Origin of the sequence: Mycobacterium sp. SMC-21 (assembly GCF_045310825.1) — a bacterium.
Lineage (GTDB): Bacteria > Actinomycetota > Actinomycetes > Mycobacteriales > Mycobacteriaceae > Mycobacterium.
In genome coordinates this window covers 228,725-253,336 of record NZ_JBJIAO010000004.1, presented here as the reverse complement: position 1 = coordinate 253,336, position 24,612 = coordinate 228,725, and the positions used below count along the sequence as shown (strand labels likewise).

At 67.8% G+C, this 24,612-nt stretch carries 23 protein-coding genes; 14 read left to right on the top strand and 9 right to left on the bottom strand.

Annotated elements, in window-relative coordinates; translation table 11 throughout:
• Positions 1-54: 54 nt before the first annotated feature.
• Together ACJH6H_RS06815 and ACJH6H_RS06810 are read right to left on the bottom strand one after the other, a co-directional pair.
• Positions 55-1,074: an NAD-dependent epimerase/dehydratase family protein gene (locus ACJH6H_RS06815; RefSeq protein WP_212807642.1), complete on the bottom strand. Its 1,020-nt coding sequence runs from the start codon at positions 1,072-1,074 to the stop codon at positions 55-57.
• Positions 1,071-1,583, bottom strand: a complete 513-nt coding sequence (locus ACJH6H_RS06810) for a nuclear transport factor 2 family protein (protein ID WP_212807643.1) — start codon at positions 1,581-1,583, stop codon at positions 1,071-1,073. The genes ACJH6H_RS06815 and ACJH6H_RS06810 overlap by 4 nt, the downstream gene beginning before the upstream one ends.
• Positions 1,584-1,675: 92 nt before the next feature.
• On the opposite strand from ACJH6H_RS06810, the gene msrA reads away from it, so the two are divergent.
• Complete coding sequence (gene msrA / locus ACJH6H_RS06805) at positions 1,676-2,179, top strand: peptide-methionine (S)-S-oxide reductase MsrA (RefSeq protein WP_212807644.1); 504 nt, start codon at positions 1,676-1,678, stop codon at positions 2,177-2,179.
• Positions 2,180-2,227: 48 nt separating this feature from the next.
• Here msrA and ACJH6H_RS06800 read toward each other — a convergent pair whose 3' ends face one another.
• Both ACJH6H_RS06800 and ACJH6H_RS06795 read right to left on the bottom strand, forming a co-directional pair.
• Positions 2,228-3,043, bottom strand: a complete 816-nt coding sequence (locus ACJH6H_RS06800) for an alpha/beta fold hydrolase (RefSeq protein ID WP_212807645.1) — start codon at positions 3,041-3,043, stop codon at positions 2,228-2,230.
• A 9-nt stretch (positions 3,044-3,052) separates the two neighbouring features.
• Positions 3,053-4,396, bottom strand: a complete 1,344-nt coding sequence (locus tag ACJH6H_RS06795; protein ID WP_212807646.1) for a cytochrome P450 — start codon at positions 4,394-4,396, stop codon at positions 3,053-3,055.
• Between the two features lie 102 nt (positions 4,397-4,498).
• Between ACJH6H_RS06795 and ACJH6H_RS06790 the strand changes: the two genes are divergently transcribed.
• Positions 4,499-5,125 (top strand): TetR/AcrR family transcriptional regulator, encoded by a 627-nt coding sequence (locus ACJH6H_RS06790; RefSeq protein WP_212807647.1) that lies wholly within the window; start codon positions 4,499-4,501, stop codon positions 5,123-5,125.
• Here the strand turns inward: ACJH6H_RS06790 and ACJH6H_RS06785 are convergent.
• Positions 5,102-5,671 (bottom strand): TetR/AcrR family transcriptional regulator, encoded by a 570-nt coding sequence (locus ACJH6H_RS06785; protein ID WP_212807648.1) that lies wholly within the window; start codon positions 5,669-5,671, stop codon positions 5,102-5,104. The genes ACJH6H_RS06790 and ACJH6H_RS06785 overlap by 24 nt on opposite strands.
• A gap of 55 nt (positions 5,672-5,726) precedes the next feature.
• Between ACJH6H_RS06785 and ACJH6H_RS06780 the strand changes: the two genes are divergently transcribed.
• Entirely contained in the window at positions 5,727-6,275 is a 549-nt protein-coding gene (locus ACJH6H_RS06780; protein ID WP_406774499.1) for a nicotinamidase, read from the top strand.
• A 26-nt stretch (positions 6,276-6,301) separates the two neighbouring features.
• Here the strand turns inward: ACJH6H_RS06780 and ACJH6H_RS06775 are convergent, their stop codons facing one another.
• Positions 6,302-7,102: an enoyl-CoA hydratase-related protein gene (locus tag ACJH6H_RS06775; protein ID WP_318984021.1), complete on the bottom strand. Its 801-nt coding sequence runs from the start codon at positions 7,100-7,102 to the stop codon at positions 6,302-6,304.
• A 55-nt stretch (positions 7,103-7,157) separates the two neighbouring features.
• Here ACJH6H_RS06775 and ACJH6H_RS06770 point away from each other — a divergent pair, with 55 nt between their 5' ends.
• The 4 genes from ACJH6H_RS06770 (at position 7,158) to ACJH6H_RS06755 (ending at position 10,417) form a co-directional block, all read left to right on the top strand.
• Positions 7,158-7,616: a MarR family winged helix-turn-helix transcriptional regulator gene (locus ACJH6H_RS06770; RefSeq protein ID WP_406774498.1), complete on the top strand. Its 459-nt coding sequence runs from the start codon at positions 7,158-7,160 to the stop codon at positions 7,614-7,616.
• Positions 7,613-8,422, top strand: coding sequence for an ATP-binding cassette domain-containing protein (locus ACJH6H_RS06765; RefSeq protein ID WP_406774497.1), 810 nt, complete (start codon positions 7,613-7,615; stop codon positions 8,420-8,422). The genes ACJH6H_RS06770 and ACJH6H_RS06765 overlap by 4 nt, the downstream gene beginning before the upstream one ends.
• A gap of 58 nt (positions 8,423-8,480) precedes the next feature.
• Entirely contained in the window at positions 8,481-9,221 is a 741-nt protein-coding gene (locus tag ACJH6H_RS06760) for an ABC transporter permease (protein ID WP_212814504.1), read from the top strand.
• Positions 9,222-9,343: 122 nt separating this feature from the next.
• Positions 9,344-10,417, top strand: coding sequence for a cellulase family glycosylhydrolase (locus tag ACJH6H_RS06755; protein WP_318984024.1), 1,074 nt, complete (start codon positions 9,344-9,346; stop codon positions 10,415-10,417).
• A gap of 25 nt (positions 10,418-10,442) precedes the next feature.
• Here the strand turns inward: ACJH6H_RS06755 and ACJH6H_RS06750 are convergent, their stop codons facing one another.
• On the bottom strand, positions 10,443-11,708 hold the full coding sequence (locus tag ACJH6H_RS06750; RefSeq protein ID WP_212807654.1) for a maltokinase N-terminal cap-like domain-containing protein: 1,266 nt from the start codon (positions 11,706-11,708) through the stop codon (positions 10,443-10,445).
• Positions 11,708-13,447 (bottom strand): maltose alpha-D-glucosyltransferase, encoded by a 1,740-nt coding sequence (treS, locus tag ACJH6H_RS06745; protein ID WP_135355617.1) that lies wholly within the window; start codon positions 13,445-13,447, stop codon positions 11,708-11,710. Before treS ends, ACJH6H_RS06750 begins: the two co-directional genes overlap by 1 nt.
• Before the next feature lie 38 nt (positions 13,448-13,485).
• Here treS and ACJH6H_RS06740 point away from each other — a divergent pair, with 38 nt between their 5' ends.
• The 7 genes from ACJH6H_RS06740 to ACJH6H_RS06710 all read left to right on the top strand — a co-directional run bounded on the left by ACJH6H_RS06740 (position 13,486) and on the right by ACJH6H_RS06710 (position 20,923).
• Positions 13,486-14,286, top strand: coding sequence for a HugZ family protein (locus ACJH6H_RS06740; RefSeq protein ID WP_406774496.1), 801 nt, complete (start codon positions 13,486-13,488; stop codon positions 14,284-14,286).
• Between the two features lie 10 nt (positions 14,287-14,296).
• Positions 14,297-14,866 (top strand): orotate phosphoribosyltransferase, encoded by a 570-nt coding sequence (gene pyrE, locus ACJH6H_RS06735; protein WP_267325981.1) that lies wholly within the window; start codon positions 14,297-14,299, stop codon positions 14,864-14,866.
• A 60-nt stretch (positions 14,867-14,926) separates the two neighbouring features.
• Positions 14,927-15,520: a hypothetical protein gene (locus ACJH6H_RS06730; RefSeq protein ID WP_061010110.1), complete on the top strand. Its 594-nt coding sequence runs from the start codon at positions 14,927-14,929 to the stop codon at positions 15,518-15,520.
• Positions 15,520-15,921 (top strand): TIGR03668 family PPOX class F420-dependent oxidoreductase, encoded by a 402-nt coding sequence (locus ACJH6H_RS06725; protein ID WP_061002696.1) that lies wholly within the window; start codon positions 15,520-15,522, stop codon positions 15,919-15,921. The genes ACJH6H_RS06730 and ACJH6H_RS06725 overlap by 1 nt, the downstream gene beginning before the upstream one ends.
• A 69-nt stretch (positions 15,922-15,990) precedes the next feature.
• The gene (locus ACJH6H_RS06720; RefSeq protein ID WP_406774495.1) at positions 15,991-18,039 is read left to right on the top strand and encodes an elongation factor G; all 2,049 of its coding nucleotides are present in this window, start codon (positions 15,991-15,993) and stop codon (positions 18,037-18,039) included.
• Positions 18,040-18,158: 119 nt separating this feature from the next.
• Positions 18,159-19,955 (top strand): hypothetical protein, encoded by a 1,797-nt coding sequence (locus ACJH6H_RS06715; RefSeq protein WP_406774494.1) that lies wholly within the window; start codon positions 18,159-18,161, stop codon positions 19,953-19,955.
• Between the two features lie 98 nt (positions 19,956-20,053).
• On the top strand, positions 20,054-20,923 hold the full coding sequence (locus ACJH6H_RS06710) for a DUF559 domain-containing protein (protein ID WP_406774493.1): 870 nt from the start codon (positions 20,054-20,056) through the stop codon (positions 20,921-20,923).
• A gap of 56 nt (positions 20,924-20,979) precedes the next feature.
• Here ACJH6H_RS06710 and car read toward each other — a convergent pair whose 3' ends face one another.
• On the bottom strand, positions 20,980-24,498 hold the full coding sequence (gene car / locus ACJH6H_RS06705; RefSeq protein WP_406774492.1) for a carboxylic acid reductase: 3,519 nt from the start codon (positions 24,496-24,498) through the stop codon (positions 20,980-20,982).
• Positions 24,499-24,612 lie beyond the last annotated feature (114 nt).

Below are 24,612 nucleotides of genomic sequence, written 5' to 3'. Positions count from 1 at the left end.
GCTAGCCGCGGTAGGCCTTGCCGCGCCACGACTTAACGCTGCACGGCGCGTTGTTCAGCCCCGGGATTTCTGGGCCTGCCGAGCCTTTCGCAGGCCCACCCAGAACCGCGCCGCTTCCCGCACCGCGTCCTCGACGGGCCTTGGCTCCCAGCCCAATTCAGCCCTCGCCTTGCTGCAGTCGACGGGCGCCTCAGCGCGCATCAGTCGCAGTGACGCCAGCGACATGTGTTCGTCGGTGCCCTTGAGCCGGCCTTTGACGGTGCCCAGGGTGGCGAGTGTGTACGTCACCGGCAGCGGCAGCGACTTGGCCGGCGCCGGCACCCCGGCCTCGGCCGCGGCGATGCGCGCCACCTCGGCATTGCTGATCATCTTGTCGGAGATCAGGTATCGCTCACCGGGCCGGCCCTTGTCGGCGGCCAGGATCAGCGCGCGGGCGGCGTCGTTGACGTCGACCGCTTCCAGCTCGATGCCGCTCATCACGAACGGCAGCTTCCCGAACGCGGCGCCGGCGATGATGGCGCCGTGCGGCGTACGGCCCCAGTCCGTTCCGCCGTACGTGGTGGACACACACATCGCGACGGCCGGCAGCCCGCGTTCCCGGGCGTACTGCAGCACCAGTTTCTCGGCCTGCACGCGCGAGCGCACGTACGGCGGCAGCGTGCGCTCGTCGGCGATGTCGTCCTCGGTGGAGACGAAGCCGCGCTTGCGCCCCACCGTGGCGTAGCTGCTCGTGAAGACGAATTTCCTTAGGCCCGACGCGATTTCGGGTTCAACCGCGACGTCCAGCACATTGCGGGTGCCCTCGACGTTGGTGCGGAACAACGGCGACGGATCCCGGAGCCAGCCGCGGGTGTCGACGACGCAGTAGTAGATGACGTCGGCGCCGGTCATCGCGGCCCGCAGGGTGTCGTTGTCCCAGATGTCGCCCTCGTAGCGGGTGACGGCGAGGTCGTCGATGCCGATGGTGTTGGCACCGGCCCGAACCATGACCCGCACGTCCTCCCCGGCCGCCACCAGCTGCCGGGTGACGTGCGAGCCGAGATAGCCGTTGGCCCCGATGACAAGCGACGTCATCGGCGTCCCCTACCGCCGAACTTCTGCATCCACTCCTCGGCCACCTCCGGCAGCGTGCCCAGCGCTTCGGCCTTCTTGCACCACGCCATGGTGGCCTCGAGGAACTTCATGGGGTTGTAGATGTCTTCCTGCTTGCTCCACAGGCCGTCGCCCGCGTACGTCATGATCGAGATGTTGGTGGCGCCGATGATGGTGCCGTCGCCGGGATCGCGCATGGGGTTGTCGAGCTCGCAGATGACCCGACCGGTCGCCTCGTCGTACACCTTCCACAGCGACGGGAACGACGTCATGTAGCTGCCGGGGAAGTTCTCCATGGTGTTCCAGATCCAGGGCCGCACCTCCTCGCGGCCGTGCATGGTGCCCATGGCGTGTTCGATGTACAGCACGTCCTCGGTGTAGTGGTCGGTCCACGGATCCCAGTCGCGCGTCTGGGCGGCGCGGTCCACGGTCTGCTCGAAGACGTCGAATGCCGCGATGAGTTCGTCGCGACTGAAGGTGTTGCCCGTCACAGGAAAACTAGAACACGTTCTAGTGACGTTTGTCGAGCACTTGCGCACTCGCCGGGAGTTCGGTTCGCTGGAATCAAAGCGAGGAGGCGTACATGACCGACACTGCGACCGCGATCCTGGCGGGCGGCTGCTTCTGGGGGATGCAGGACCTGATCCGCAAGCAGCCGGGTGTGCTCAAGACCCGGGTCGGTTACACCGGCGGGACCAACGATCACCCGACCTACCGCAACCACCCCGGCCACGCCGAGGCCGTCGAGATCATCTACGACCCCAGCCAGACCGACTATCGGGCGCTCCTGGAGTTCTTCTTCCAGATCCACGACCCGTCGACCGTCAACCGGCAGGGCAACGACGTCGGCACCAGCTACCGCTCGGCGATCTTCTACACCGACGACGAGCAGAAGCGCATCGCCGAAGACACCATCGCCGACGTCGACGCCTCGGGTCTGTGGCCCGGCAAGGTGGTCACCGAGGTGACGCCGGCCGTCCCGTTCTGGGAGGCCGAGCCGGAGCACCAGGACTACCTGGAGCGCATCCCCAACGGCTACACCTGCCACTTCCCGCGGCCGGGCTGGAAACTGCCCAAACGAGCGTGATTTGTGCACGATTTTCCGCGCGGGCCGCGGAAAATCGTGCACAAATCGCTAGGTGGCGGCGCGCTCGGCGATCAGCCGGGCCACGAGCTCGGGGTGCTGGTCCGGCAACCAGTGGTTTGCGCCTTCGACGATCTCGAACTTGTACGGCGCGTGGACGAACTGCTCGGTCAGCAGGGCACCCTTGCGGCCGAGCGCGATGTCGCCGTCGCTCCAGATGTATGTGGTCGGCCGCGTCACCGGGATGAACGCCGATTTCGGGTTCACGAACGGCATGGCGCGGTACCAGTTGAGTGCGGTGGTCAGGGCCCCGCTGTCGAACACCTCGGCCCGCGTGACAGCCAGCGCCTCATCGGTCATTCCGCTGCGCGGCATCGCCAACTGCGCGAACCGTTCGCCGAGCCACGGCAGCTGGAAGATCAGCATGTAGTACGAGTGCAGCGCCTGCGTCCCGACGGCCATCGCCTTCAGGAAGGCACCGGTATGGGGCACCGACACCGCGGTGAGGGTGCGCACCAGCTCGGGTTTGGTCGCCGTCAGCGCCCAGGCGATCGCGGCGCCCCAGTCATGCCCGACCACGTGCACCGGCCCGCCGACCAACTCGATCAGCGCGGCGACGTCGTCGGTCAGTTTGGGGATCGTGTACTGCCGCCGGCCCTTCGGCCGGGCACCGGGCGAGTAGCCGCGCTGATTGGGCGCCAGCGTCCGGAAACCGTTGGCATGCAACAGCTCCGACACGGCAGTCCAGGACTCGGCGGTCTGCGGGAAGCCGTGCAACAACACCACGACATCGCCGTCGACGGGGCCGGAGTCGACCACGTCGAAGGTCAGTCCGTCATGGCGGTACTGCGTAATCCGTTCGGTCACAGCATGAACCTACAGCGGGGTGACCCGCCGGCGTAAGGTCACGCGGCCGCCGTCTTTGGGCGTGTAGGCCACACCCCGCGAGAAGACCTTCTCCCCCGGCGCGCTGCTGACCTGAATGGCGAAGTGCCGCAACACCGTCCGCAGCACCACGTCCATCTCGACCTGCGCGAACACCGCCCCGACGCAGCGCCGGGTACCGCCGCCGAACGGCAGGAACGCCAGCGGCGGACGGCGCCCGAGGAAGCGCTCCGGGTCGAACCGCTCCGGATCGGCGAATTCCTTTGCGTCCTCGTGCATGTGGTCGATGGCGACGATGATCGAGAAGCCCCGCGGGATGACCCATTCCCCGAGCTGGAAGGTCGGCGCGTACACGTGCCGGCCGGCGAAGTCGATGATGGTGCGGATGCGTTGCACCTCGAGGATGGTCGCCTGGCGGTACTCGTCGGTGTCACCGGCTGCCACCTCGTCTTCGAGACGGCGCAGCACCTCGGGGTGGCGGGAGATCCGTTCGAAGACCCACGCCATGGTGGCCGCGGTGGTTTCGTGGCCGGCGGCCAGCAGTGTCAGCAGTTCGTCGGCGATGTCGCTGCGGGACATCGCCGTTCCGTCCTCGTAGGTGCTGCGCAGCAGCAGCGCCAGCACGTCGTCGCGGCTGTCGAGATCAGGGTCGGCCGCGACCGTGTCGATGAGTCTGCCGACGACCTCGTCGTACCGGCGCCGGTATTCGGCGAGCCGGCCCCACGGCGTGAAGCGGCCGTAGGTGCGCGGCGGCATGGGCAGCACCGCCAGTCGCGACCCCAGGGTGACCCACGGCGGGATGATGCGCCGTAGCTCGTCGAGGTGGTGACCGTCGGCGCCGAACACCGCGCGCAGGATGGCGTTGAGGGTGATGTGCATCATCGGTTCGAGCGTGGGGAACGACTTCCCCTCGGGCCAGGACGCCGCCGCACGCAGCGTCTCCTCTTCGAAGATGCGCTCGTAATTCTTGATGCTCTTGCCGTGGAACGGCGGGGTCAGCAGCTTGCGGCGCAGCCGGTGCTCGGAACCGTCGAGCGCGAACACCGATCCGCTGCCGAGGACGCGGGACAGGTTCGGCTGGATGTTGCCGACGTCGGCGGGGTTCGCGGCGAACACCTGCTTGGCCAACTGGGGGTCGGTCACCATGACGGCGCGGCCGAAAACCGGTGCATCACAGGTGAATACCGGACCGAGTCGCGGCACCATCCGGTTGACGAACCGGCGCCGATTGGTCGCGAACGCGACCCCTTGAAGAATCTTGGGCACTCCGGTCGCCGGTGGCAGATGGATCGCCGGGGCGCACTCGGTGAGTTCAGCGGTGACGGTTTCGGTCATGGCACGCTCCAAACCACTGTTTACGCGGTACCACGGTGTACCGCGTGGTTATCCGGTACGGTACCGGCTGGTACCAAAGGTGACAAGGGTTTTGGGAGAGCGATGGCAGGCAGCGAGGTCAACGCGGCGCAGACGGCTCCGCAGCCGTTCCGCGGGCGGCTGCTCGACGGGCTCGCCACCTCCCTGGAGACCCGGGGCTACCGCGACACCACCGTCGCCGACATCGTCCGGAACGCCAAGACCTCCAAGCGCACCTTCTACGACCAGTTCGCCAGCAAGGAAGAGTGCTTCGTCGAACTGCTGCGCTCCAACAACGACGACCTCATCGCCCGGATCCGCGCCGCCATCGATCCCGATGCCGACTGGGAGCAGCAGGTGCGCAACGCGGTCGACGCGTACGTCGCGCACATCGCCTCCCGGCCCGCGATCACCTTGAGCTGGATCCGGGAGGCGCCGGCGCTCGGTGACGCCGCGCTGCCACTCAATCGCCTGGCCATGGAGCATCTCACCGACATGGTCGTCGACCTCACCAGTGGTTCGGGGTTCCAGCGTGCCGGCATCGCCCCGATCGACCGGCCGGTGGCCCTGATCCTGCTCGGCGGTCTCCGCGAACTCACCGCACTGCTCGTCGAGGACGGCCGCGACGTCGCAGAGCTCACCGAACCTGCTGTCACCGCCGCGCTCGCGATGCTGGGCACCCGATCGTCAGCGCAGCATCAGCCGCGCTGACTTCTCCAGCCGCGCGGCGATCTCGTCGTACGACGTGAACCCCATGCCGGCCCGGACCAGCGCGCCCGAATAGAGCATCTCCAGCGACTCGATGACATCGTCGTCGACGTCCGGACCGAGCGCCGCGGCCAGTCGGGAGCGGATATCCGCGGCGATGCGCTGCCGCAGCACCTCGACGTCGGGGTCGCGGCCCAGCAGCGCGTTGGTGACGGCGCCGGCGAACTCCGGCTCGTCGATCACCAGTAGTGCGATGTGCCGCAGCACCTCGGTCACCCGCGTGGCAGGATCGTCGGAGTCATGCGCCGCGGGCGGCGACGACGCCAGGCGACGCCAGAACACCTCGGCGACCAGGTGTTCCTTCGACGAGAAGTAGGTGTAGGCCGTCGCCGCGCCGACACCGGCGTCGGCCGCGACCCGGCGGACCGTCAGCCCCGCGAAGCCTTCGCGGCGCAACAGGTCGAGCGCGGCACGGCTCAGCCGGTCGACCGTATCGGCCTGTTTGGCCGTCAACCGGCGCCGGGTGGGCTCAAGCGCCTGTTCAGACACGTGTCCGGACGCTACGGCAACGGGCGAACCGCAGCAAGCGGTCTACCGTGGACACATGCGGGCGTTGATCGTCGTCGACGTGCAGAACGACTTCTGCGAAGGGGGTTCCCTCGCGGTGTGCGGTGGCGGTGAAGTGGCCCGCGCGATCAGCGATCTGCTGGCCCGGCGCGAGTACGACCACGTCGTCGCCACGGCCGACCATCACATCGACCCGGGCGCGCATTTCTCCGACCAGCCCGACTACGTGACGTCGTGGCCGCCGCACTGCGTCGCCGGGACACCGGGCGCGCAGTTCCACCCGGAGCTCGACGTTTCCACGGTCGAGGCGGTGTTCCGCAAGGGCCCGTACTCCGCGGCCTACAGCGGGTTCGAAGGCGAGGACGAAAGCGGCACCACACTGGCGGACTGGCTGCGCACCCGCGGCGTCGACGAGGTCGACGTGGTCGGCATCGCCACCGACTACTGCGTCAAGGCCACGGCGGCCGACGCCGCCGACGCCGGGTTCCGCACCCGCGTCCTGCTCGATTACACCGCCGGGGTATCGGCCGAAAGCACGACGAATGCCGTTGCCGCCCTGAGAGATTCCGGTGTGACGGTCGCCTGAGGCACTTCCCGTCGCTCCGCTCGCCCCTAACGCGTCGGATCCACCGGCCGGCCCGACCACCGCGGCAACCGCCCGGCCTGCAGCGCCCGCACGCCCTCCTTGGCGTCGTCATGCGCCATCACCGCGAGATGAATCTCGGTCTCCCGCCGGCCCACCTCGTCGCGCGACAGGTCGAACGAGTCCCAGAGCAGCCGCTTGCTGGCGGCCACCGACATCGGCGCGGTGTTGTCCGCAATGTCGTGGGCCACCGCCAGCGCGGCCGGCAGCACCTCATCAGCGGGCAGCACGCGGCTCGCGATGCCGAGCTCCGCGGCGCGGCGGCCGTCGAAAGTCGTTCCGGTCAACAGGATTTCCGCGGCCCGGGCGATGCCGACCAATCGCGGCAATGCCCAATGCGAGTAGGCGTCCCCCACCACCCCGCGGCGCACCTGCACGACGCCGTAGCGGGCGTCGGCGGCGAAAATCCGGATATCGCACTGCAGCGCCAGGGTGAGCCCCAGCCCGATGGCGTGCCCGTTGACCGCCGCGATCACCGGCTTGCTCAACGACCACGCCGGAACCGGGATGCCGGCCGCACTGAACTCCGGGCCCGGCGCCGCGAACGTCTCGTCACCCGCGGCCAGGTCGGCCCCGGCGCAGAACGCCGGTGGCGCCCCGGTCAGCACGACGGCACGCACGTCGTCTGCCTGGTCGCACCGGGTGTAGGCGTCGGCGAGTTCTTCCCGCATCCCGTCACCAAAGGCGTTGCGCCGCTCGGGCCGGTTCAGCGTCAGCGTCACCACACCGCCGTCGAAGCCGGTCAGCAGCGTGCGGTATGCGGGGAACACCGCCCGAGTAAACCACGATTCTGCAATACCTCTGTAACAGAGCTATTGTTGAGACGTGCCCGCCCACACCGCTCCCGTCCCGGACCTCACGACCGACCTGTTCCACACGGTCGGCACGTTCCGCCGGCAGTTGCGCCGGACCGCCGGCGGGAGCTTCGCGGGCGTCACCCAGTCGCAGGCCGAACTGCTCAGACTCGTCGGCCGCCGGCCCGGCATCTCGGTTCGGGAAGCCGCACAGGAGTTGGGCCTGGCCGCCAACACCGCGTCGACCCTGGTCTCCAAGCTGGTCACCGACAACCTCCTGGTCCGCACCGTCGACCCCGACGACCGCCGCATCGGGCGCCTCCGGCTGACCGAGCCGGCCCAGCAGCTCGCCGATCAGACCAGTGCCTCCCGCCGGGCCGCCCTCGATGTCGTGCTCAATCAGCTCAGCACCGAGCAAATCGATGATCTGTCAAGGGGTTTGACCGTCCTGGCCGAGATGACCCGAATGCTCCAGGAGAGCCAGCCATGAGTACTCCCGCAATCGAATGCGATCACGTCACGCACTGCTACGGCGATTTCACCGCCGTCGACGACCTGAGCCTCACCGTCGACGTCGGGGAAACCATGGGACTGCTCGGCCCCAACGGCGCCGGCAAGACCACCCTGGTGCGCCTGCTCACCACCCTGACGCCCGTGCAGCACGGGCAGGTGCGCATATTCGGGCTCGACGCCGGCCGCCGCACCATGGATATCCGCCAGAACCTCGGCTATGTGCCGCAACAACTCTCGATCGAATCCGCCCTCACCGGACGCCAGAACGTCGACCTGTTCGCGCGGCTGTACGACATACCGCGCCGCGAGCGCCGCGACAGGGTCGACGACGCGCTGCGCGCCATGCAGCTGCTCGACGTCGCCGACCGGCCCGCCAAGACCTACTCGGGCGGCATGGTTCGGCGACTCGAGCTGGCGCAGGCCCTGGTGAACCGGCCGTCGCTGCTGATCCTCGATGAACCCACCGTCGGCCTGGATCCCATTGCGCGCGACAGTGTCTGGACCCAGGTGGCGAACATGCAGCGGGAGTTCGGCATGACGGTCCTGCTCACCACGCACTACATGGAGGAAGCCGACGCGTTGTGCGACCGGGTTGCCCTCATGCACCACGGCGTCTTGCAGGCCGTCGGGTCGCCCACCGATCTGAAGGCGTCGCTCGGTCCGGCTGCCACGCTCGAGGACGTGTTCCGGCACTACGCCGGGTCCGACCTGTCCGGGGACGACGACCGCCAGACCTTGAAGGACGTCCGCGCTGGAAGGAGGACTGCCCGTCGTGTCAGTTGACGTCGAACTCGTCGCCGCACCGCGCGGCGCCAGGCGCATCGGCGGGCTCGCCCGCCGGATGGGCGCCTTCGCTCTGGTCGAGTTGCAGAAGCTGCGCTACGACCGCACCGAGTTGGTCACGCGGACAATCCAGCCCGCCCTGTGGCTGCTGATCTTCGGCCAGACCTTCTCGCGGCTGCATGTCATCAACACCGGCAGTGTGCCGTACCTGTCGTTCCTGGCGCCGGGGATCATCGCCCAGTCGGCGCTGTTCATCTCGATCTTCTACGGCATCCAGATCGTCTGGGACCGCGATGCCGGCATCCTGGCCAAACTGATGGTGACCCCGTCGCCGGCCTCGGCGCTGATCACCGGCAAGGCGTTCGCGGCGGGAGTCCGCTCGATAGCGCAGGTGATCGGAGTTCTGGTGATCGCCCTGCTGATGGGCATCCATCTCAGCTTCAACCCGCTGCACATCCTGGCCGCCATGGCGGTGGTGATGCTCGGGTCGGCGTTCTTCGCTTGTCTGTCAATGACTCTGGCGGGCCTGGTCCGCAACCGCGACCGCCTGATGGGCATCGGCCAGGCCATCACCATGCCGCTGTTCTTCGCCTCCAACGCGCTGTATCCGGTGGACATCATGCCGGGCTGGCTGCGCGCGCTCTCCACCGTCAACCCGCTGTCGTACGAAGTGAACGCGCTGCGCTCGCTCCTGCTGGGCACGCCCGGCCACACCCTGCTGGACATCGCGGTCCTGGCCGTCGCCGCGGTGGTGGGCATCGCTGCGGCCTCGGCCCTGCTGCGCCGCCTGGTGCGGTGACGAACGCTGCGGCATTGGTGTCGTATCGCTCGGTCCTGCCTGCTGCGGCCTGAACAGCTGTTAGGTTCAACCCATCCGGCGGGGGTCAAGATCAACAGCAGTGCCTCAGATTGGAGTAAACGTTGCGCAACGTCACCAAGATCGCTGCAGCAGTCTTCACCGTCGCGGCAGTTTCCGCCGCCGCCACCGAAACCCTGTCCAACAGCCCGGCCACCATCCCGTTCATCCCGACGGGCATCAGCCAGTCGGCCAGCAGCGTCGGCTTCGCCGACTCCGACGTGTATGGCATGAACGCCGACGACATCAACCACACCTTCGACCTGATGTCGGCGACGGGCGTGCGCACCGTCCGCATCATCATCCCGTGGGCAGGCATCGAGGGCACCCAGGGCAGCTTCAACTGGGGCCAGGTCGACACCGTCGTCGGGGCGGCCAACGCCCGCCACATGTCGGTGGTCGGCGCGATCGTCGCGACACCGGCCTGGGCCGTCGCACCCGGTGCCATCCCGATCAGCAGCCCGCCCGCCTCCGCCGCGGTATACGGCGATTTCGCCGGCGCGGTCGCCGCGCACTACCGGGGCCGGGTTGACGCCTACGAGATCTGGAACGAGCCCAACGCCGTGATGTCGTGGACCTCCGGCCCGCAGGGCCCGGAGCCCGCCGTCTACGCCGACATGCTCAAGGCCTCGTACCCGAAGATCAAGGCCGCCGATCGCGGCGCCGTCGTCATCGGCGGTGTCGTCGGCGCGGTCGTGTCGTTCGGCTCGCTGACCCTGGACCCCGTCACCTTCATCCAGCGCATGTACGCCGCCGGCGCGGCCGGTTCGTTCGACGCGCTGTCGTTCCACCCGTACCACTACAACCTGAAGTTCTCGGCCGGCGCCGGCGTGCCCAACTCGCCGCTGAGCCAGACCGACGGCATCCACCAGGCCATGGCCGCCAACGGTGACGGCGGCAAGAAGATCTGGGCCACCGAGTACGGCGAGCCCAACTCGGCTGTCGACGAGGCCACGCAGGCCGACTACATCCGCGACTTCCTGGCCAAGTGGCGCACCCTGCCCTACGCCGGTCCGTCGTACATCTACACCACGCGCGACCGTGTCACCGGCAGCTCGAACCCCGAGGAATCCATCGGCGTCTACCGCTCCGACTGGACCCCGAAGCCGGCTCAGGCCGCCGTCAAGGCCATGGCCTGACGGTCATCGTCGGCGGTTGGTACACCTAACCGCCGACGATGTTCGCGATCGCTCCCAGCGGCAGGTCCAGCCAGTGCGGCCGGTGCCGGGCCTCGTATCCGGCTTCGTACACCGCCTTGTCGAGCTCGTAGGCGGCGAGCAGTTCCGCGTCGGGCTCGGCACCGCCGGCCTCGGCATAGCCTGTGCAGAACGCCGCCCGGTTGCGGTCGGCCCATTCCCTCGCACGCGCCGCGAGTTGCTTGCGGCGCTGCTCGTTGCCGCCGCCCTCGGTCAGCCGCTGGAACGCCGCGTACTGATAGGACCGCAGCATTCCGGCGACGTCCCGCAGCGGTGAGTCGGGTACCCGGCGCTGATCCAGTGACTGCCCGGGTTCGCCTTCGAAGTCGATCAGCAGCCAGGTCTCGGGGGTGCGCAGCACCTGGCCGAGATGCAGGTCGCCGTGAATCCGTTGCACCGTGATCGGCTGCCCCTCGAGCGCGCGGTAGCGACCCTCGATGGCCGCGGCGTACTCGCGGACCTGTGGCACCGACGCGGTCACCGCGGCCAGCCGCTCCAGCATCGTCTCGACCGGAAACAGCGCCGTGGCCGTGCCCAGTTCAGCGGCCAGCGTCGCGTGCACCGCGGCGACGGACTGCCCGAGCCGCTCCGATTCTCCCGCGAAGTCGCCGCCGACCTCGTTGGCATACAGGTCGCCCTCGGCGTAGAGGTCCCGGGTACTGGCGACTGCCATGTCCCAGCCCTCGGCGGCGTTGTCGGCGAAGCGGGCCAGCATGCCCAGCGCCGTCTCCGGTCCGCCGTCCAACGACATCGTCCCCAGCAGCGGCGCCACATGCGGGCTGCCGGCGCGGCTCAGCACCCGGGTCAGCTCGATGTCGGGATTCACGCCGGATGTGACGCGGCGGAACAGCTTGAGGATGGCGGCTTCGTCGAACACGACACTGGTGTTGCTCTGTTCGGCGCCCATCACGCGCGCCGTCTCGCCCGCGGGCAGCTCGGCGTCGGGCTCCGCGGCAAAGGAGACCGGACCGATCGTCGCCGAGTCGGCGATCAAGCCGAGCAGCAGGGTCGCGACTTCCGGGTCACCGAGGGCGTCACCGACCTCGCCGTCACCCTGGCGCAGCACCAGCTGGTACCGCTCGCCGGGCCCGTCGTCGTAGCTGACGTCGAGCAGCACCAGGTCGACGTCGTCGCGCAGCGCCACCACCAGCGCCGGTTCGGCGCCGGTCAGCTCCCGGTTGCGGCCGGCGTACCAGCGCTGCTGGGTCAGGTATTCGGTCAACTGTGGATCCATCACGGCTCCTCACCGACGGGCGCACGCAACGAGAACCAGTAGAAACCATGCCCCGGCAGTGTCAACAGGTAGGGCAGTTCCCCGATGCGGGGGAATTCGACCTGGCCGGTCAGTTCAACCGGTGTGTAGCCGTTCCAATGCTGCAGGTTCAGTTCGATCGGCTGGGGAAAACGGGACAGATTGTTGACGCACAAAACAGTGTCAGCCTCACCATCGTCTCGCACGAGCTCGCGGACATAGGTGAGCGCCGACGGATTGGAGCCACCGAGTTCCCGGAACGAGCCGACGGCGAACGCGTCGTGCCGCCGCCGCACCGCGAGCATGGTGCGCGTCCAGTTGAGCAGGGAATTCGTGGTGTCGCGCTGGGCTTCGACGTTCACCGCCTGATAGCCGTACACCGGGTCCTGGCTCGGCGGGACGTAGAGCCGGCCGGGGTTGGCGGTGGAGAACCCGGCGTTGCGGTCGGCCGACCACTGCATCGGGGTGCGCACGCCGTCGCGGTCACCCAGCCAGATGATGTCGCCCATCCCGATCTCGTCGCCGTAGTACAGCACCGGGGAACCGGGCAGCGACAACAGCAGCGCGGTGAACAGCTCGGTCTGGTTGCGGTCGTTCTCGAGCAGCGGGGCCAGGCGCCGGCGGATGCCGACGTTGGCTTTCATCCGCGGATCCTTGGCGTACTCGGAGTACATGTAGTCGCGCTCTTCGTCGGTGACCATCTCCAACGTGAGCTCGTCGTGATTGCGGAGGAAGATGCCCCACTGCGCGAGGTCGGGGATCGGCGGCGTCTGGGCCAGGATCTCCGAGATCGGGAACCGGGACTCCCGGCGCACTGCCATGAAAATCCTTGGCATCAGCGGGAAATGGAACGCCATGTGGCATTCGTCGCCACCGGTCTCGGGATCACCGAAGTAGGCGACGACGTCCGCCGGCCACTGATTGGCCTCGGCCAGCAGCACCCGGCCCGGGAATTCGTCGTCGATCACCTTGCGGCAGCGCTTGAGGAAGGCGTGCGTCTCCGGCAGGTTCTCGCAGTTGGTGCCCTCCCGCTCGAACAGGTACGGCACCGCATCCAGCCGGAATCCGTCGATGCCCAGACCCAGCCAGAAGCGCAGCACGTCGATCATCGCTTCCTGCACCGCGGGGTTCTCGTAGTTCAGGTCGGGCTGATGGGAGAAGAAACGGTGCCAGTAGAACTGCTTGCGCACCGCGTCGAAGGTCCAGTTGGACTCCTCGGTGTCGACGAAGATGACGCGCGCGTCCTGGTACTTCTCGCTGGTATCACTCCAGACGTAGTAGTCGCCGTAGGGCCCGGCCGGGTCGCGGCGGGATTCCTGGAACCAGGCGTGCGCATCCGAGGTGTGGTTCATCACCAGGTCGGTGATGACGCGGATGCCGCGCTTGTGCGCGGCATCCAGCAAAGCGACGAAGTCGTCGACGGTGCCGAACTCCGGCAGCACCTTGTAGAAGTCACGGATGTCGTAACCGCCGTCACGCAGCGGCGAGTCGTAGAACGGTGGCAACCAAATACAGTCGACACCAAGCCATTTCAAATAGTCGAGTCGCTCGGTGAGACCTCGGAGGTCACCTGAGCCGTCGGCGTCTGAGTCGTAGAAGGCGCGGACCAACACCTCATAGAAAACCGCGTGCTTGAACCAGGTGCGGTCCTCGGGGAGGACTCGCGCATGTCCGAAGTCTGCGGCGCTTGGATGTTCCACGCCACCGTTGGAGGCGTCCATCGTCAACCAACGTACCCGCGCCTGGGTAGGGTGCAAACGTGGCGACACGCGATCATGGCGACCCAGGTGATGCTCCGACAATCCCGCCGCCGCTGGCCGAAATCGTCAACGCGACCCGGCCCTCGGCCGCCGAAGAGGCCCGCACCATCGCGGCGTCGACCAACACCGGAACCCTGGCCACCCTGACGGCCGACGGCGATCCGTGGGCGTCGATGGTCACGTATGGACTGCTAGGCGGTTCGCCGGTGCTGTGCGTCTCGAATCTCGCCGAACACGGCCGGAACCTCGCCGGCGATCAGCGGGCCAGCATCTCGATCATCGCGGCCAGCACCGACAAGGATCCGCTGGCCGGTGGCCGGGTGACCCTGGCCGGCCGGGTGGCGCGTCCGGAGGGCGCCGAACGCGACGCCGCCCGGGACGCCCATGTCGCGGCGGTGCCGGCCGCGAAGTACTACATCGACTACACCGACTTCGCCCTGTGGGTGCTGCACGTCGACCGGGTCCGGTGGGTCGGCGGCTACGGCCGCATGGACTCGACCACGGGCGCGGATTACGCTGCGGCCCAGCCGGATCCGGTGACACCCGCGGCCGCCGGGGCGATCGCGCACCTGAACGCCGACCATGCCGACTCGCTGGCGGCCATGGCCCGGGTTCTGGGCGGATACCCCGACACCGAGTCGGCGACCTGTACCGGCGCCGACCGCTACGGCCTGGACTTACGGGTCAACACCGCCCGCGGCATGGCCTACACCCGGGTCGGCTATGCACAGCCACTCCAATCCATCGACGAATTACGTTCCGCGACAGTCGAATTGGCTCGACTGTCCCGTCAGGTTTAGGATTCGCACCATGTCTGATCGCCCCGAGAACTGGGAAGCCGCATTCGACCTGATCCGCACCCGCGGTTACGCGCGCCGTGAGGAGCCGTTCCGGCTGGCCAGCGGGCAGCTGAGCCACGACTACATCGACGGCAAGTACGCCGTCGACAACGGCGTCAGCCTGACGATCGTCAGCAAGGCGGTGGCGGAACTCGCCGCGCTGCGCGATATCGAGTTCGACGCCGTCGGCGGCCTGACCATGGGTGCCGACCCGCTGGCGCACGGCGTCGCGATGGTCACCGGCAAGGCCTGGTTCTCGGTCCGCAAGGAACAGAAGGCCCGCGGCCGCGAGCAGTGGATCGAGGGCACCCGCATCGAACCTGGCACCCGCGTGCTGCTCGTCGACGACGTGATCAGCACCGGCGGCTCCACCGAGATCGCCTACGAACGTGTCACCTCCCTCGGCGCGGTGGTCACCGGTGTCATCCCGATGGTCGACCGCGGCGACATCGCCACCGAGCGTTTCGCCAAGCGCGGGGTGCCGTTTGCCGCACTGGTCAGCTACCGGGATCTGGGCATCGAACCGGTCAAGGACGTCTAAAGCGCGGACACGCGCGCCGATACCGAGCAATTGGCGCGACCCACCCCTAGCATCTGGGAGGTGGCTGACAGCGACGACCCAGAGCGCGAACTATCGCCGGGTGGCGTGCTGGAATCAGCCGCCGAGGAGCCGGACGACGACCCGGACACCGATCCGTTCCGCGCCGTCGACCCGGGGCCGCACGGCACGGGACCGTTTGCCGGCCCGACGACCGGCTCGTTCGTCATCCCCGAACCGGAGCCGACGGGCGACACCTTCGACGCGTTCAACACCGACACCTGGCGGTTCCGCGAGCCGCCGCCACCCTGGTACCGCAGGAAAGACGCCCGCCTGCTGCTGATCGTCGTCACCGTCGCGGTGATCGCTCTCGTCGTCTCACTGGTGGTCCTGGCCACCCGCCGGGATTCCGGCGCCGACGAGGCACCGGTGGAACCCAGCGCCACGACGACGACCACCACCACGACGACGCCGGCCCCGTCGACCTCGTCGACTCCCGCTCCGCCGCCGCCTCCCCCACCGCCGGCCGAACCGCCTCCGGCCGCGGCGCCCCCGGCGTACCACGCACCGGCCGCGCCGCCCGCACCGACGCGTCCGCCGGAGATCAACGTGACGCGCATGCCCATGAGCGTCGCCCCGAACCCACGCCACCGCTGATGACCGATCCCGCCGCCCTGTTCTCCGCCACGCCCGTTGCGGTGCTGGCGACGGTGTCCGGCGAGGGCCAGCCGCACGTCGTCCCCGTGGTTTTCGCGGTCAGCGGGGACCGGCTCTATACGGCGGTGGACGCCAAGCGGAAGTCGACGCAGCATCTGCGGCGGCTGGACAACATCGCGGCCAACCCGCGGGTGAGTCTGCTCGCCGAGGAATACGACGACGACTGGTCGCACCTCTGGTGGGCCCGGGCCGACGGCATCGCCACCGTGCACCCCAGTGGCGACGAGATGGCGATCGGTTACTCGCTGCTGCGCGCCAAGTACCACCAGTACGACCGGGTGGCGCTGGACGGCCCGGTGATCCGTGTCGCGATCAGCAGATGGAGTTCGTGGCACGCCTGAGGGCTTGAGTCTTGTGCCGACGGTTGCGACAGGAGCATGGTGGACGTGAGTCGTCGATAGGGGCACGCCATGGCCGACAAGTCGAATAGCTCATCCGGAGCCGCGCCCAGTGCGGACAGTCCGGCCGCGATCCGAAATGTGGTCCTGGTGGGGCCATCTGGGTCCGGCAAGACCACCCTTGTCGAGGCACTGCTGCTGCATGCCGGCGTGCTGACGCGGGCCGGGACGGTGCTGGACGGCACCACGGTCTGCGATCACGAGCCGGCCGAAGTCGAGCAGCAGCGGTCGGTGGGCCTGGCGCTCGCCTCGCTTCAGCACGGGGCGGTGAAGATCAACCTGCTCGATACCCCGGGCTACGCCGATTTCGTCGGCGAACTGCGGGCCGGCCTCCGCGCTGCCGATTGCGCGTTGTTCGTGATGGCCGCCAACGATGTGGTGGACGCTGCCACCAAGGCGCTGTGGCGCGAATGCGCTGACGTCGGGATGCCGCGCGCCGTCGTGGTGACCAAACTCGACCACGCCCGCGCGGCGTTCGCCGGGGCGGTGCAGTCCGCGCAGGAATCGTTCGGGGACAAGGTGATTCCGCTGTACCTGCCCGAGGGGGACGGGCTCGTCTCGCTTCTGGCGGACGATGCCACGTTGATCGAGGGCATCATCGAGGAGTCCGAGGACGAGACGTTGATGGAGCGGTACCTGGGCGGCGAACAGATCGACAACGCGGTGCTGGTCGCCGACCTCGAGCGCGCCGTGGCCCGCGGCTCGTTCTTCCCGGTGATCCCGGTGTGCAGCACCACCGGTACCGGAGCTGCCGAACTGCTCGACGTCATCGCCCGCGGGTTCCCTTCTCCCCCAGAGCATGTACCGCCGCAGGTGTTCACCCCGGCCGGTGTGGAGAAGTCCGCGCCCGCCTGCGATCCCGCCGCACCGCTGTTGGCAGAGGTGGTGAAGACGACGTCGGACCCGTACGTCGGCAAGGTCAGTCTGGTCCGGGTGTTTTCCGGCACCATCAGGCCCGACACGACGGTTCACGTGTCGGGCCATTTCAATTCGTTCGCCGATCCCGCCGCCGGATGCGCCGCGCACGAGGACCACGACGAGGACGAGCGCGTCGGCGCGCTGTCGTTTCCGTTGGGCCGCAAGCAACGCCCGGCGGCCGAGGTGATCGCCGGCGACATCTGCGCCATCGCGCGGCTGACGTGCGCCGAGACCGGGGACACCCTGTCGGACAAGGCTTCCCCGCTGGTGTGCCGGCCGTGGACCATGCCCGCGCCGCTGCTCCCGATGGCGATCGTGCCGCACGCCAAGACCGATGAGGACAGGCTGTCGGTGGGGTTGACCCGGCTGTCCGCCGAGGATCCGACGCTGCGCATCGAGCAGAACCCGCAGACCCACCAGATCGTGTTGTGGTGCATGGGCGAAGCCCATTCCGCGGTGGTCCTGGACGCGCTGTCGCGGCGGTTCGGCGTCGCGGTCGACACCACGGAACTGCGCGTCCCGCTGCGAGAAACGTTCGGCGGCAACGCGAAAGGCCACGGTCGGCACGTCAAGCAGTCCGGCGGCCACGGGCAGTTCGCGGTGTGTGACATCACCGTCGAACCGCTTCCGGAGGGGGCCGGATTCGAGTTCGTCGACAAGGTCGTCGGCGGTGCGGTGCCGCGGCAGTTCATCCCGAGCGTGGAGAAAGGCGTTCGCGCCCAGATGGATCGGGGCATCTGCGGATACCCGATGGTCGACATCCGCGTGACCCTGCTGGACGGCAAGGCGCACAGCGTGGACTCGTCGGATTACGCCTTTCAACTCGCAGGCGGGCTGGCGCTGCGCGAGGCGGCCGCCGCCGCATCGGTGAATCTGCTCGAGCCCATCGACAGCGTCCACATCGTGGTGCCCGACGAGATGGTCGGCGCGGTGATGAGCGACCTGTCCGGACGGCGCGGCCGCGTACTCGGGACCGACACCGCCGGTGACTCCTGCACCGGCATCGACGCCGAGATTCCCGAGATCGAGCTGACCCGGTACCCGATCGAACTGCGGTCGTTGTCGCACGGCGCCGGCTCCTTCACCCGCTCCTTCGCCCGCTACGAACCCATGCCCGAGGCGGTGGCGGCGCGGGTGCGCTGACCCCGCCACAGTGACCCACAACTTTGGCAAACCTGATCGTGACTGACATCACCCGTGTCATAGTGTCGTCAGATTCGTGCGCGCGCGGGCGGGCACCAGGGATGTCAAAGGGGACACCTATGGGGACACAGTCGGGGCTCAGTCTGCGTAAATCCGGTCGGTACCGCCTGGCAGTGATTGCCGCGGCCATGGGTATCGCGGCGGCGACCAGCCAGAACGTCGCCTGGGCCGAGACCGGGACGACCGATTCGCCAGGCACCTCGACCAGCCAGTCCGGGCCGCAGAAGCCCGGCCCCGCCGAGCCCAAGCCGGCGAACACCGACAAGAAGGACAAGAAGAAGCCCGGTAAGAAGGCCGGCAAGACCGAACCCGACGCGGGCAAGTCCGCCGCGTCCGGCACCAAGCCGGACGCGGCGACCGACACGTCGGCCACCGACCCCAAGTCAGACGTGGAACCGGAAGCCAAACCGGAGCCCAAGTCCGACCCGAAGCCGGCCGCGAAACCCGACCCCAAGCCGGCCGCCAAACCGGCGAAGAAGGGGTCCGATTCGGTCAAGCCCGCAGGCGACGGCAAGAAGGCGCCGAAGCTCCAGACCGCCACCGTGGGCGTCCCCGCCAAGGACGCACCGGTCAACTCTTCCGCGGCCACCGCCACCGCCCCGGCCGCGGCAACCGACACCATCGCCCCCGCGCCGGTCAAGACGCCCGCACCGACCACCCGGCTCGCGGCCCTGGCCGCGACCAACAACTCCGTCGGCACCCTGACGACGCCGACGCCACCGCAGCCGCTGAACCCGATCGCGAAGATCATTCAGCTGCCCGGTCGCATCATCAACACCGTCCTGCAGGTGCTGGACCTGACGGTGTCGCAGAGCGGCCCGAAGAGCCCGTTCAACTGGTCGCCCATTTCCGAGGCGCTGTTCGCGGGGTTCCGCCGCATCGAGGACATGCTCGGGCTGAGCAAGACGCCCACCGCGGCGCCGGTCGTCCCGGAACTGACCTACACCGGGCCGACCAGTGGCGACACCCCGACGGTGGAGCAATTCCTCAACGCGTCGGCCAACGCCTACGTGCTCGGCGCCCAGCCCGGTGATCTGAAGCCGTTCACGGTCAACGGTTTTCAGATGCAGACCTTCAACCCGTTGTCCGGCGCCGTCGGCAAGGCCTGGGTGACGCCCGAGGGCCAGATCATCGTCGCCTACCAGGGCACGACAGGCGGCACCAATCTGCTGTTCCATCCGCTGATCGCGCTGTCGCAGATCTTCACGGACATGCAGATCATCTTCACCCACACCACGCCACAGGCGTTCTGGGACTCGTTGGCGTTCGAGCGCAAGGTCGAGGCGGCGGCCCTCGCGCAGGGCTACACCACCGATGACATCTTCGTCACCGGCCACTCACTGGGTGGTTGGGAGGCGCAGTTCGTCGCGCAAAAGACGGGGCGCGGCGGTATCGGCTTCGAAGGTGGCGGACTGAACACCTCGGTCGCGGGCAACGGCATCAACTCGAACTTCGTGAACATCGAGACCTACGGCGACACCGCGGCGTACTTCTCCACCGACCTGCCGGGGTTGCAGCCGTTCATGCCGGCCTACGACCCCACCGGCGGCAGCAAGCCGCACTACGGCAACATCGTGATGATCGGCGACCCGGATGCGGTGAACCCGCTGTTCAACGCGTCCGCGCTGTGGGGTCCGAACCCGATCAACGACATCATCTTCGCCGTCGACATCCTCGGTAACTTCTTCGAGCACCACCTGCCCGGCATGCAGGCCTACAACCTCGGCGTCGCACCGGATCCCGGTGTGGTGCCGTGGCTGGGCTCCTACACCGGGCCGATCAACGACTGGGGCGACCTCGACATCTACGAACTGCAGCACGCCGCCTCCGACGCCGGTGTCCTCATCGCCCCGTAACCAGTGATTTGTGCACGATTTTCCGCGCCAGCCGCGGAAAATCGTGCACAAATCCCCGTTGATGGAACCGCGGAGCCACCGCATACGTCCGAATCTGTGTGCTTGACGACTACCTTCGCCGCCACGATGGCGTAATCACCCGAGCCCAAGCCTTGACCGCGGGGATCAGCGATGACGCCATCAGCCGCAGAGTCCGCTCCGGCCACTGGTTGCGATGCGCCCCCGGGGTGTTCTTCGTCGACGATCGCCCGTTCAGCGATGCGGCCCGGGTACGCAGCGCAGTCTGGTCCTACGGCCCGGCGGCCACCGCCAGCGGACTGGCCGCCGCGTGGTGGCTGGGTGTCACGCACTACGCGCCGGAGACGGTGGAAGTCACCGTGCCGAAGGTCAGCAATCACCGCAAGCGCGACGGCATCCGGGTCCGCCGCCGCGACTTGCTGTCACAGGACATCGTCGAACGCGGCGGACTGCGAGTCACCGCACTCCCACTGACCGTCATCGAAGCTGCGACGCGGCGCGGAGGTGGCGCCAAACTCATGGACACTGCGTTGCAGCGACACGTCGAGCTGAAGAAACTCTGGGATGCGCACCTGCGCAACAAAGGACGACACGGATCGCCCGCGGCTCGGATACTGTTGCTGGCCGCCGAATACGGGGCTCGCTCTCAAGCTGAACGCCTACTCGTAAAACTACTGCGCCGCAACAAGATCACGGGATGGAAGGCCAACTGTCCCGTCGCCGGATACAAAGTCGACGTCGTGTTTCCGGCAGCAAGACTCGCCATCGAAGTCGACGGGTGGGCCTTTCACAGCAGTGCCGACGACTTCGAGAACGACCGGAAGCGGCAGAACACCATCTCGCTGCTCGGCTATCAGATCTTGCGGTTCACGTGGCTCGACCTGACCGAATATCCGGACCGGGTGCTCGCCGAAATCCGCAATGCCCTGCTGTCCAGGCACGCCGCCTGAAAATTTGTGCACGATTTTCCGCGGCAACCGCGGAAAATCGTGCACAAATCCCTGGGTCAGAGCAGGCCGAGCAACTGCAGATCGGTGATGTACTTGACGATCACCGGCGCGGTGACGTGCGGGATGTCCTTGTCCGGACCCAGCTTTGCCTCCTGCACGGCCTCGCGGAACACGACCACCGGCGCGATGGACCCGTTGTGTGGGTGTTCCGGCATCTGGTAGTTGTGCAGCAGCGGCAGCAGTGACGCCTGGCGCTGCCGGTCCGGCAGCGCCCGCAGGGTGGTCTCGAAGCGGGCCAGCCATTCGGCGTAATCATCAACGCGGGCAATGGAATACCCGGCGTCGATCAGCCAGTCGACGAACTCGTCCATGCCCAGGCCGTCCGAGTGCGGGTTCATCACGTGATAGGTGACGAACTCGCCCGCGGGCCGCACGCCGAGCGTGTCGATGGCCTCGGCGATGAATTCGACGGGCAGCCCGTCGTAGTGCGCGGCCTGCCGCTTGCCCTCGGCGTCCCGCTCGTAGAACGAGTACGGCGCGATGCCGGTCGCCACGAGCGAGAACATCATGCGGGTGAACATGTCCGGCAGGTTGAGCTGCCCGGCGTACGACGTGTCCGCGAGGATCATGTCGCAGCGGAACACCGAAACCGGCAGTCCGCAAAGGTCATTCGCCTCGCGCAGCAGCACCTCACCGGCCCACTTGCTGTTGCCATAGCCGTTGGCGTAACCGTCGTGCACGGCACGCACCGGGCTCATCACGCGCACGTCGGCCTCTTCGGTGAATGTGCCCGGCGCCAGCTGGTCACCGACGCCGATGGTCGAGACGTAGATGTACGGCTTCTGTCGGGTGGTCAGCGCGATGCGGATCAGCTCGGCGGTGCCGAGCGCGTTGGGTCCGAAGAGCTCGCTGTACGGCAGCACGTGGTTCACCAGCGCGGCGGGGTCGACGATGACGTCGACTTCGTCGGCCAGTCGCTGCCAAACCTCCTGCGACAGACCCAGATTCTCGTCGCCCTTGTCGCCGGCGATGACCTCGAGGTGATCGGCGGCCAGGGCCTGGTAGTGCGCCAGCAGCTTCGGATCACCGGAGTCGAAGGTGGCATCCAGCCGCGCCCGAGCCTCGTCGTCGGACTTGGCGCGCACCAGCGCGATCACCTTGCCGTCGACTAGGTCCATGCGCTCCAGCCATTCCAGCGCCAGATAGCGACCCAGGAATCCGGTTGCGCCCGTCAGCAATACGGTGCGAACCTCGGAGGCCGGTCCCGGCAGCGACGGCGCGGCGGCCAACGTCGCGGCGTCGATGAACTTGTCCAGCGTCAGGTCCGCAGCCCGCACCTCGACGGCGTTCTTGCCGTGCACCGAGCTGAAGCTGGGACGCTTGGCGCCACCGCTGCGTTCGTTCTCGATGTAGGCGGCCAGCGCTGCCAGGTCGTTGGCCGGGCTCACGATGATGCCGACCTGGACCTCGACGCCGAAGATTTCCTCGAGCAGGTTGCCGAAGGTCAACGCCGACAACGAGTCTCCACCCAAATCGGTGAAGTGGGCGTCGGCCGACACCTCGCCCGACGCACCGAGCAGCGCGCTCGCCGCACGGATGACGGTCGGCAGGGCCGGGCCCTCCGCGCCGTGCTGCCGCAGTTCGCGGAGTTCATCAGCTTGTCCGGCAGCAAGACTCACGTACAGATCTTCCAGCGCCGGGCCGTAGTGCGCCTTGAGCTTCGGCCAGGCCAGCTTGCGGATGCCGGTCAGCAGCCCGTTCTCCAGCGAGAAAGGTTCCGTCTCGATGATGAAGTCGCGGGGGATCTCGTAGGACTGCAACTCGGCGGCCTTGGCGACCTCCTGCAGCGAGTCACTGATCCGCTGCTTCAGCTCGGCGGAATCCCAACGGGCCAAGGCATCTTCGGTCGGAACCACGACGGCCAGCAGGTACGGCTGCGCGCTGTTGCCGTAGACGTAGATCTGCCGGACCAGCGGGCTGTTGTTGCTGAACGCCGCCTCCAGCTTGGCCAGCGTGACGAACTCGCCCTGCGCCAGCTTCAGCACGTTGTTGCGGCGGTCGACGTACTGGATCTGGTCGGGACCGATCTCGGCGACGACGTCGCCGGTGCGGTAGAAACCGTCCTCGTCGAAGACGCTCGCGGTGACCTCGGGCCGCTTGTAGTAACCCGGGAACAGGTACTGGGTCTTCACCAGCAGCTCACCGCGCGGGTAGGGCTGGTCGGTCAGGTAGTAGCCCAGGTCTGGCACGTCGACCAGCTTGTAGTCCAGGGTCGGCGGACGCTGGATGACGCCGTCGAAGAAGACCATGCCGGCCTCGGTGGAGCCGTAGCCCTCCAGCAGGTGGATACCGAGGAACTTCTCGACCCACGCCTTGAGCTCGTCGGTGATGGGCGCCGAGCCGGTCATCGCCTTGATGTAGCGGCCACCGATCAGGTTCTGCCGCATGTCGGCCATCACCTGCTGCTCGATGTCGTCGCGCTCGGCCTCACCGGCACCGGCGGGCACCAGCTTGTCGACGCGGCTCTGGAATTCGAGGTACAGCATCTCCCAGACGCGGGGCACCAGGTTCAGCTCGGTGGGCCGCGCCAACGCGAAATCCTCGAGCAGAGTGGACAAGTCGCTCTTGGCGGCGAAGTAGACGATGCCGCCGTTGGCCAGGCTGGAGTACAGGATGCCGCGGCCCATGACGTGGCTCATCGGCATGAACGCCAGGTTGATCGACGACTCACTGGGTCCGAACCATGCCGTGCTGGCGCGCCGCCAGAAGCTCGTCATGTTGCTCTCGGGGTACATCGCACCCTTGGGCGCACCGGTCGAGCCGGACGTGTAGATCAGCAGGGCCAGTGGGTCGGCCTCTTCGGAGACCGGGGTCGGGGCGTCCGGCAGTTCGCGGCCGCGGCTCAGCACGTCGCCGAAGGTCTCGACCGTGACGTTCAGGCCGGACAGGGCGTCGCGCGCCTGGTCGATGGCCTCACGCTCGTCGTCGACCTCCGGGTGGTGGTCGAACACCAGGAACCGGGCGGGCGCGGGGCCACCGACCGCGAGTTCGACTGCGTCGGCGACGTAGTCCACGCTGACGGCGATCAGCACCGGTTCGGTCTCGGCGACGATCGGCAGCAGCGACGACGCCGCGGAACTGGTCTGCAGCGGCACCGAGACGGCGCCGATCTGCCCGAGCGCGGTGTCGATGACGGTGTAGTCGGTGCTGGTGAAACCGAGGATGGCGACGCGGTCGCCGGCCTTCACACCGTCAGCGTGCAGGGCGGCGGCGACGGCGCGGATGCGGTCCCACAGTTCGGCGTAGGTGATGGTGTCGTACTTCGGCAGCAGCCGGGCCACGGTGCGGCCGTTCTCGGTGACGAACTCGACGGCGCGCTGCCCGAGGGCGGTCCGGTCGGCGTAGCCCTCGATGACGGTCTTCACGATCTCGGGCAGTCGCATGCCGGGCTTTTCGACCGACTCGGCGACCGACTGCAATGGCACGGCCGCGGCGAACTGCGGATCATTGGCGGACAATTCGGCGATCCGGCGGGCGAGCCCGTCGGCAGTGCTCTCGGCATGGTCAATCGACATGAAAAAACCTCACGAAAAATCGAAATCTCGAATGGGGTAGGCCCCGTTGCATCCCCACTAATTGAATGACGCTGGCGCGGCCGCCGTTGTTCCGGCGATTTCCTGCCAGTTCCC

Bases quoted from the DNA above. Each gene is read 5' to 3' on its own strand.
- ACJH6H_RS06815 (WP_212807642.1), bottom strand. From the start codon at position 1,074: ATGACGTCGCTTGTCATCGGGGCCAACGGCTATCTCGGCTCGCACGTC.
- msrA (WP_212807644.1), top strand. From the start codon at position 1,676: ATGACCGACACTGCGACCGCGATCCTGGCGGGCGGCTGCTTCTGGGGG.
- ACJH6H_RS06795 (WP_212807646.1), bottom strand. From the start codon at position 4,396: ATGACCGAAACCGTCACCGCTGAACTCACCGAGTGCGCCCCGGCGATC.
- ACJH6H_RS06790 (WP_212807647.1), top strand. From the start codon at position 4,499: ATGGCAGGCAGCGAGGTCAACGCGGCGCAGACGGCTCCGCAGCCGTTC.
- ACJH6H_RS06780 (WP_406774499.1), top strand. From the start codon at position 5,727: ATGCGGGCGTTGATCGTCGTCGACGTGCAGAACGACTTCTGCGAAGGG.
- ACJH6H_RS06765 (WP_406774497.1), top strand. From the start codon at position 7,613: ATGAGTACTCCCGCAATCGAATGCGATCACGTCACGCACTGCTACGGC.
- ACJH6H_RS06760 (WP_212814504.1), top strand. From the start codon at position 8,481: ATGGGCGCCTTCGCTCTGGTCGAGTTGCAGAAGCTGCGCTACGACCGC.
- ACJH6H_RS06750 (WP_212807654.1), bottom strand. From the start codon at position 11,708: ATGGATCCACAGTTGACCGAATACCTGACCCAGCAGCGCTGGTACGCC.
- treS (WP_135355617.1), bottom strand. From the start codon at position 13,447: ATGGACGCCTCCAACGGTGGCGTGGAACATCCAAGCGCCGCAGACTTC.
- pyrE (WP_267325981.1), top strand. From the start codon at position 14,297: ATGTCTGATCGCCCCGAGAACTGGGAAGCCGCATTCGACCTGATCCGC.
- ACJH6H_RS06725 (WP_061002696.1), top strand. From the start codon at position 15,520: ATGACCGATCCCGCCGCCCTGTTCTCCGCCACGCCCGTTGCGGTGCTG.
- ACJH6H_RS06720 (WP_406774495.1), top strand. From the start codon at position 15,991: ATGGCCGACAAGTCGAATAGCTCATCCGGAGCCGCGCCCAGTGCGGAC.
- ACJH6H_RS06715 (WP_406774494.1), top strand. From the start codon at position 18,159: ATGGGGACACAGTCGGGGCTCAGTCTGCGTAAATCCGGTCGGTACCGC.
- car (WP_406774492.1), bottom strand. From the start codon at position 24,498: ATGTCGATTGACCATGCCGAGAGCACTGCCGACGGGCTCGCCCGCCGG.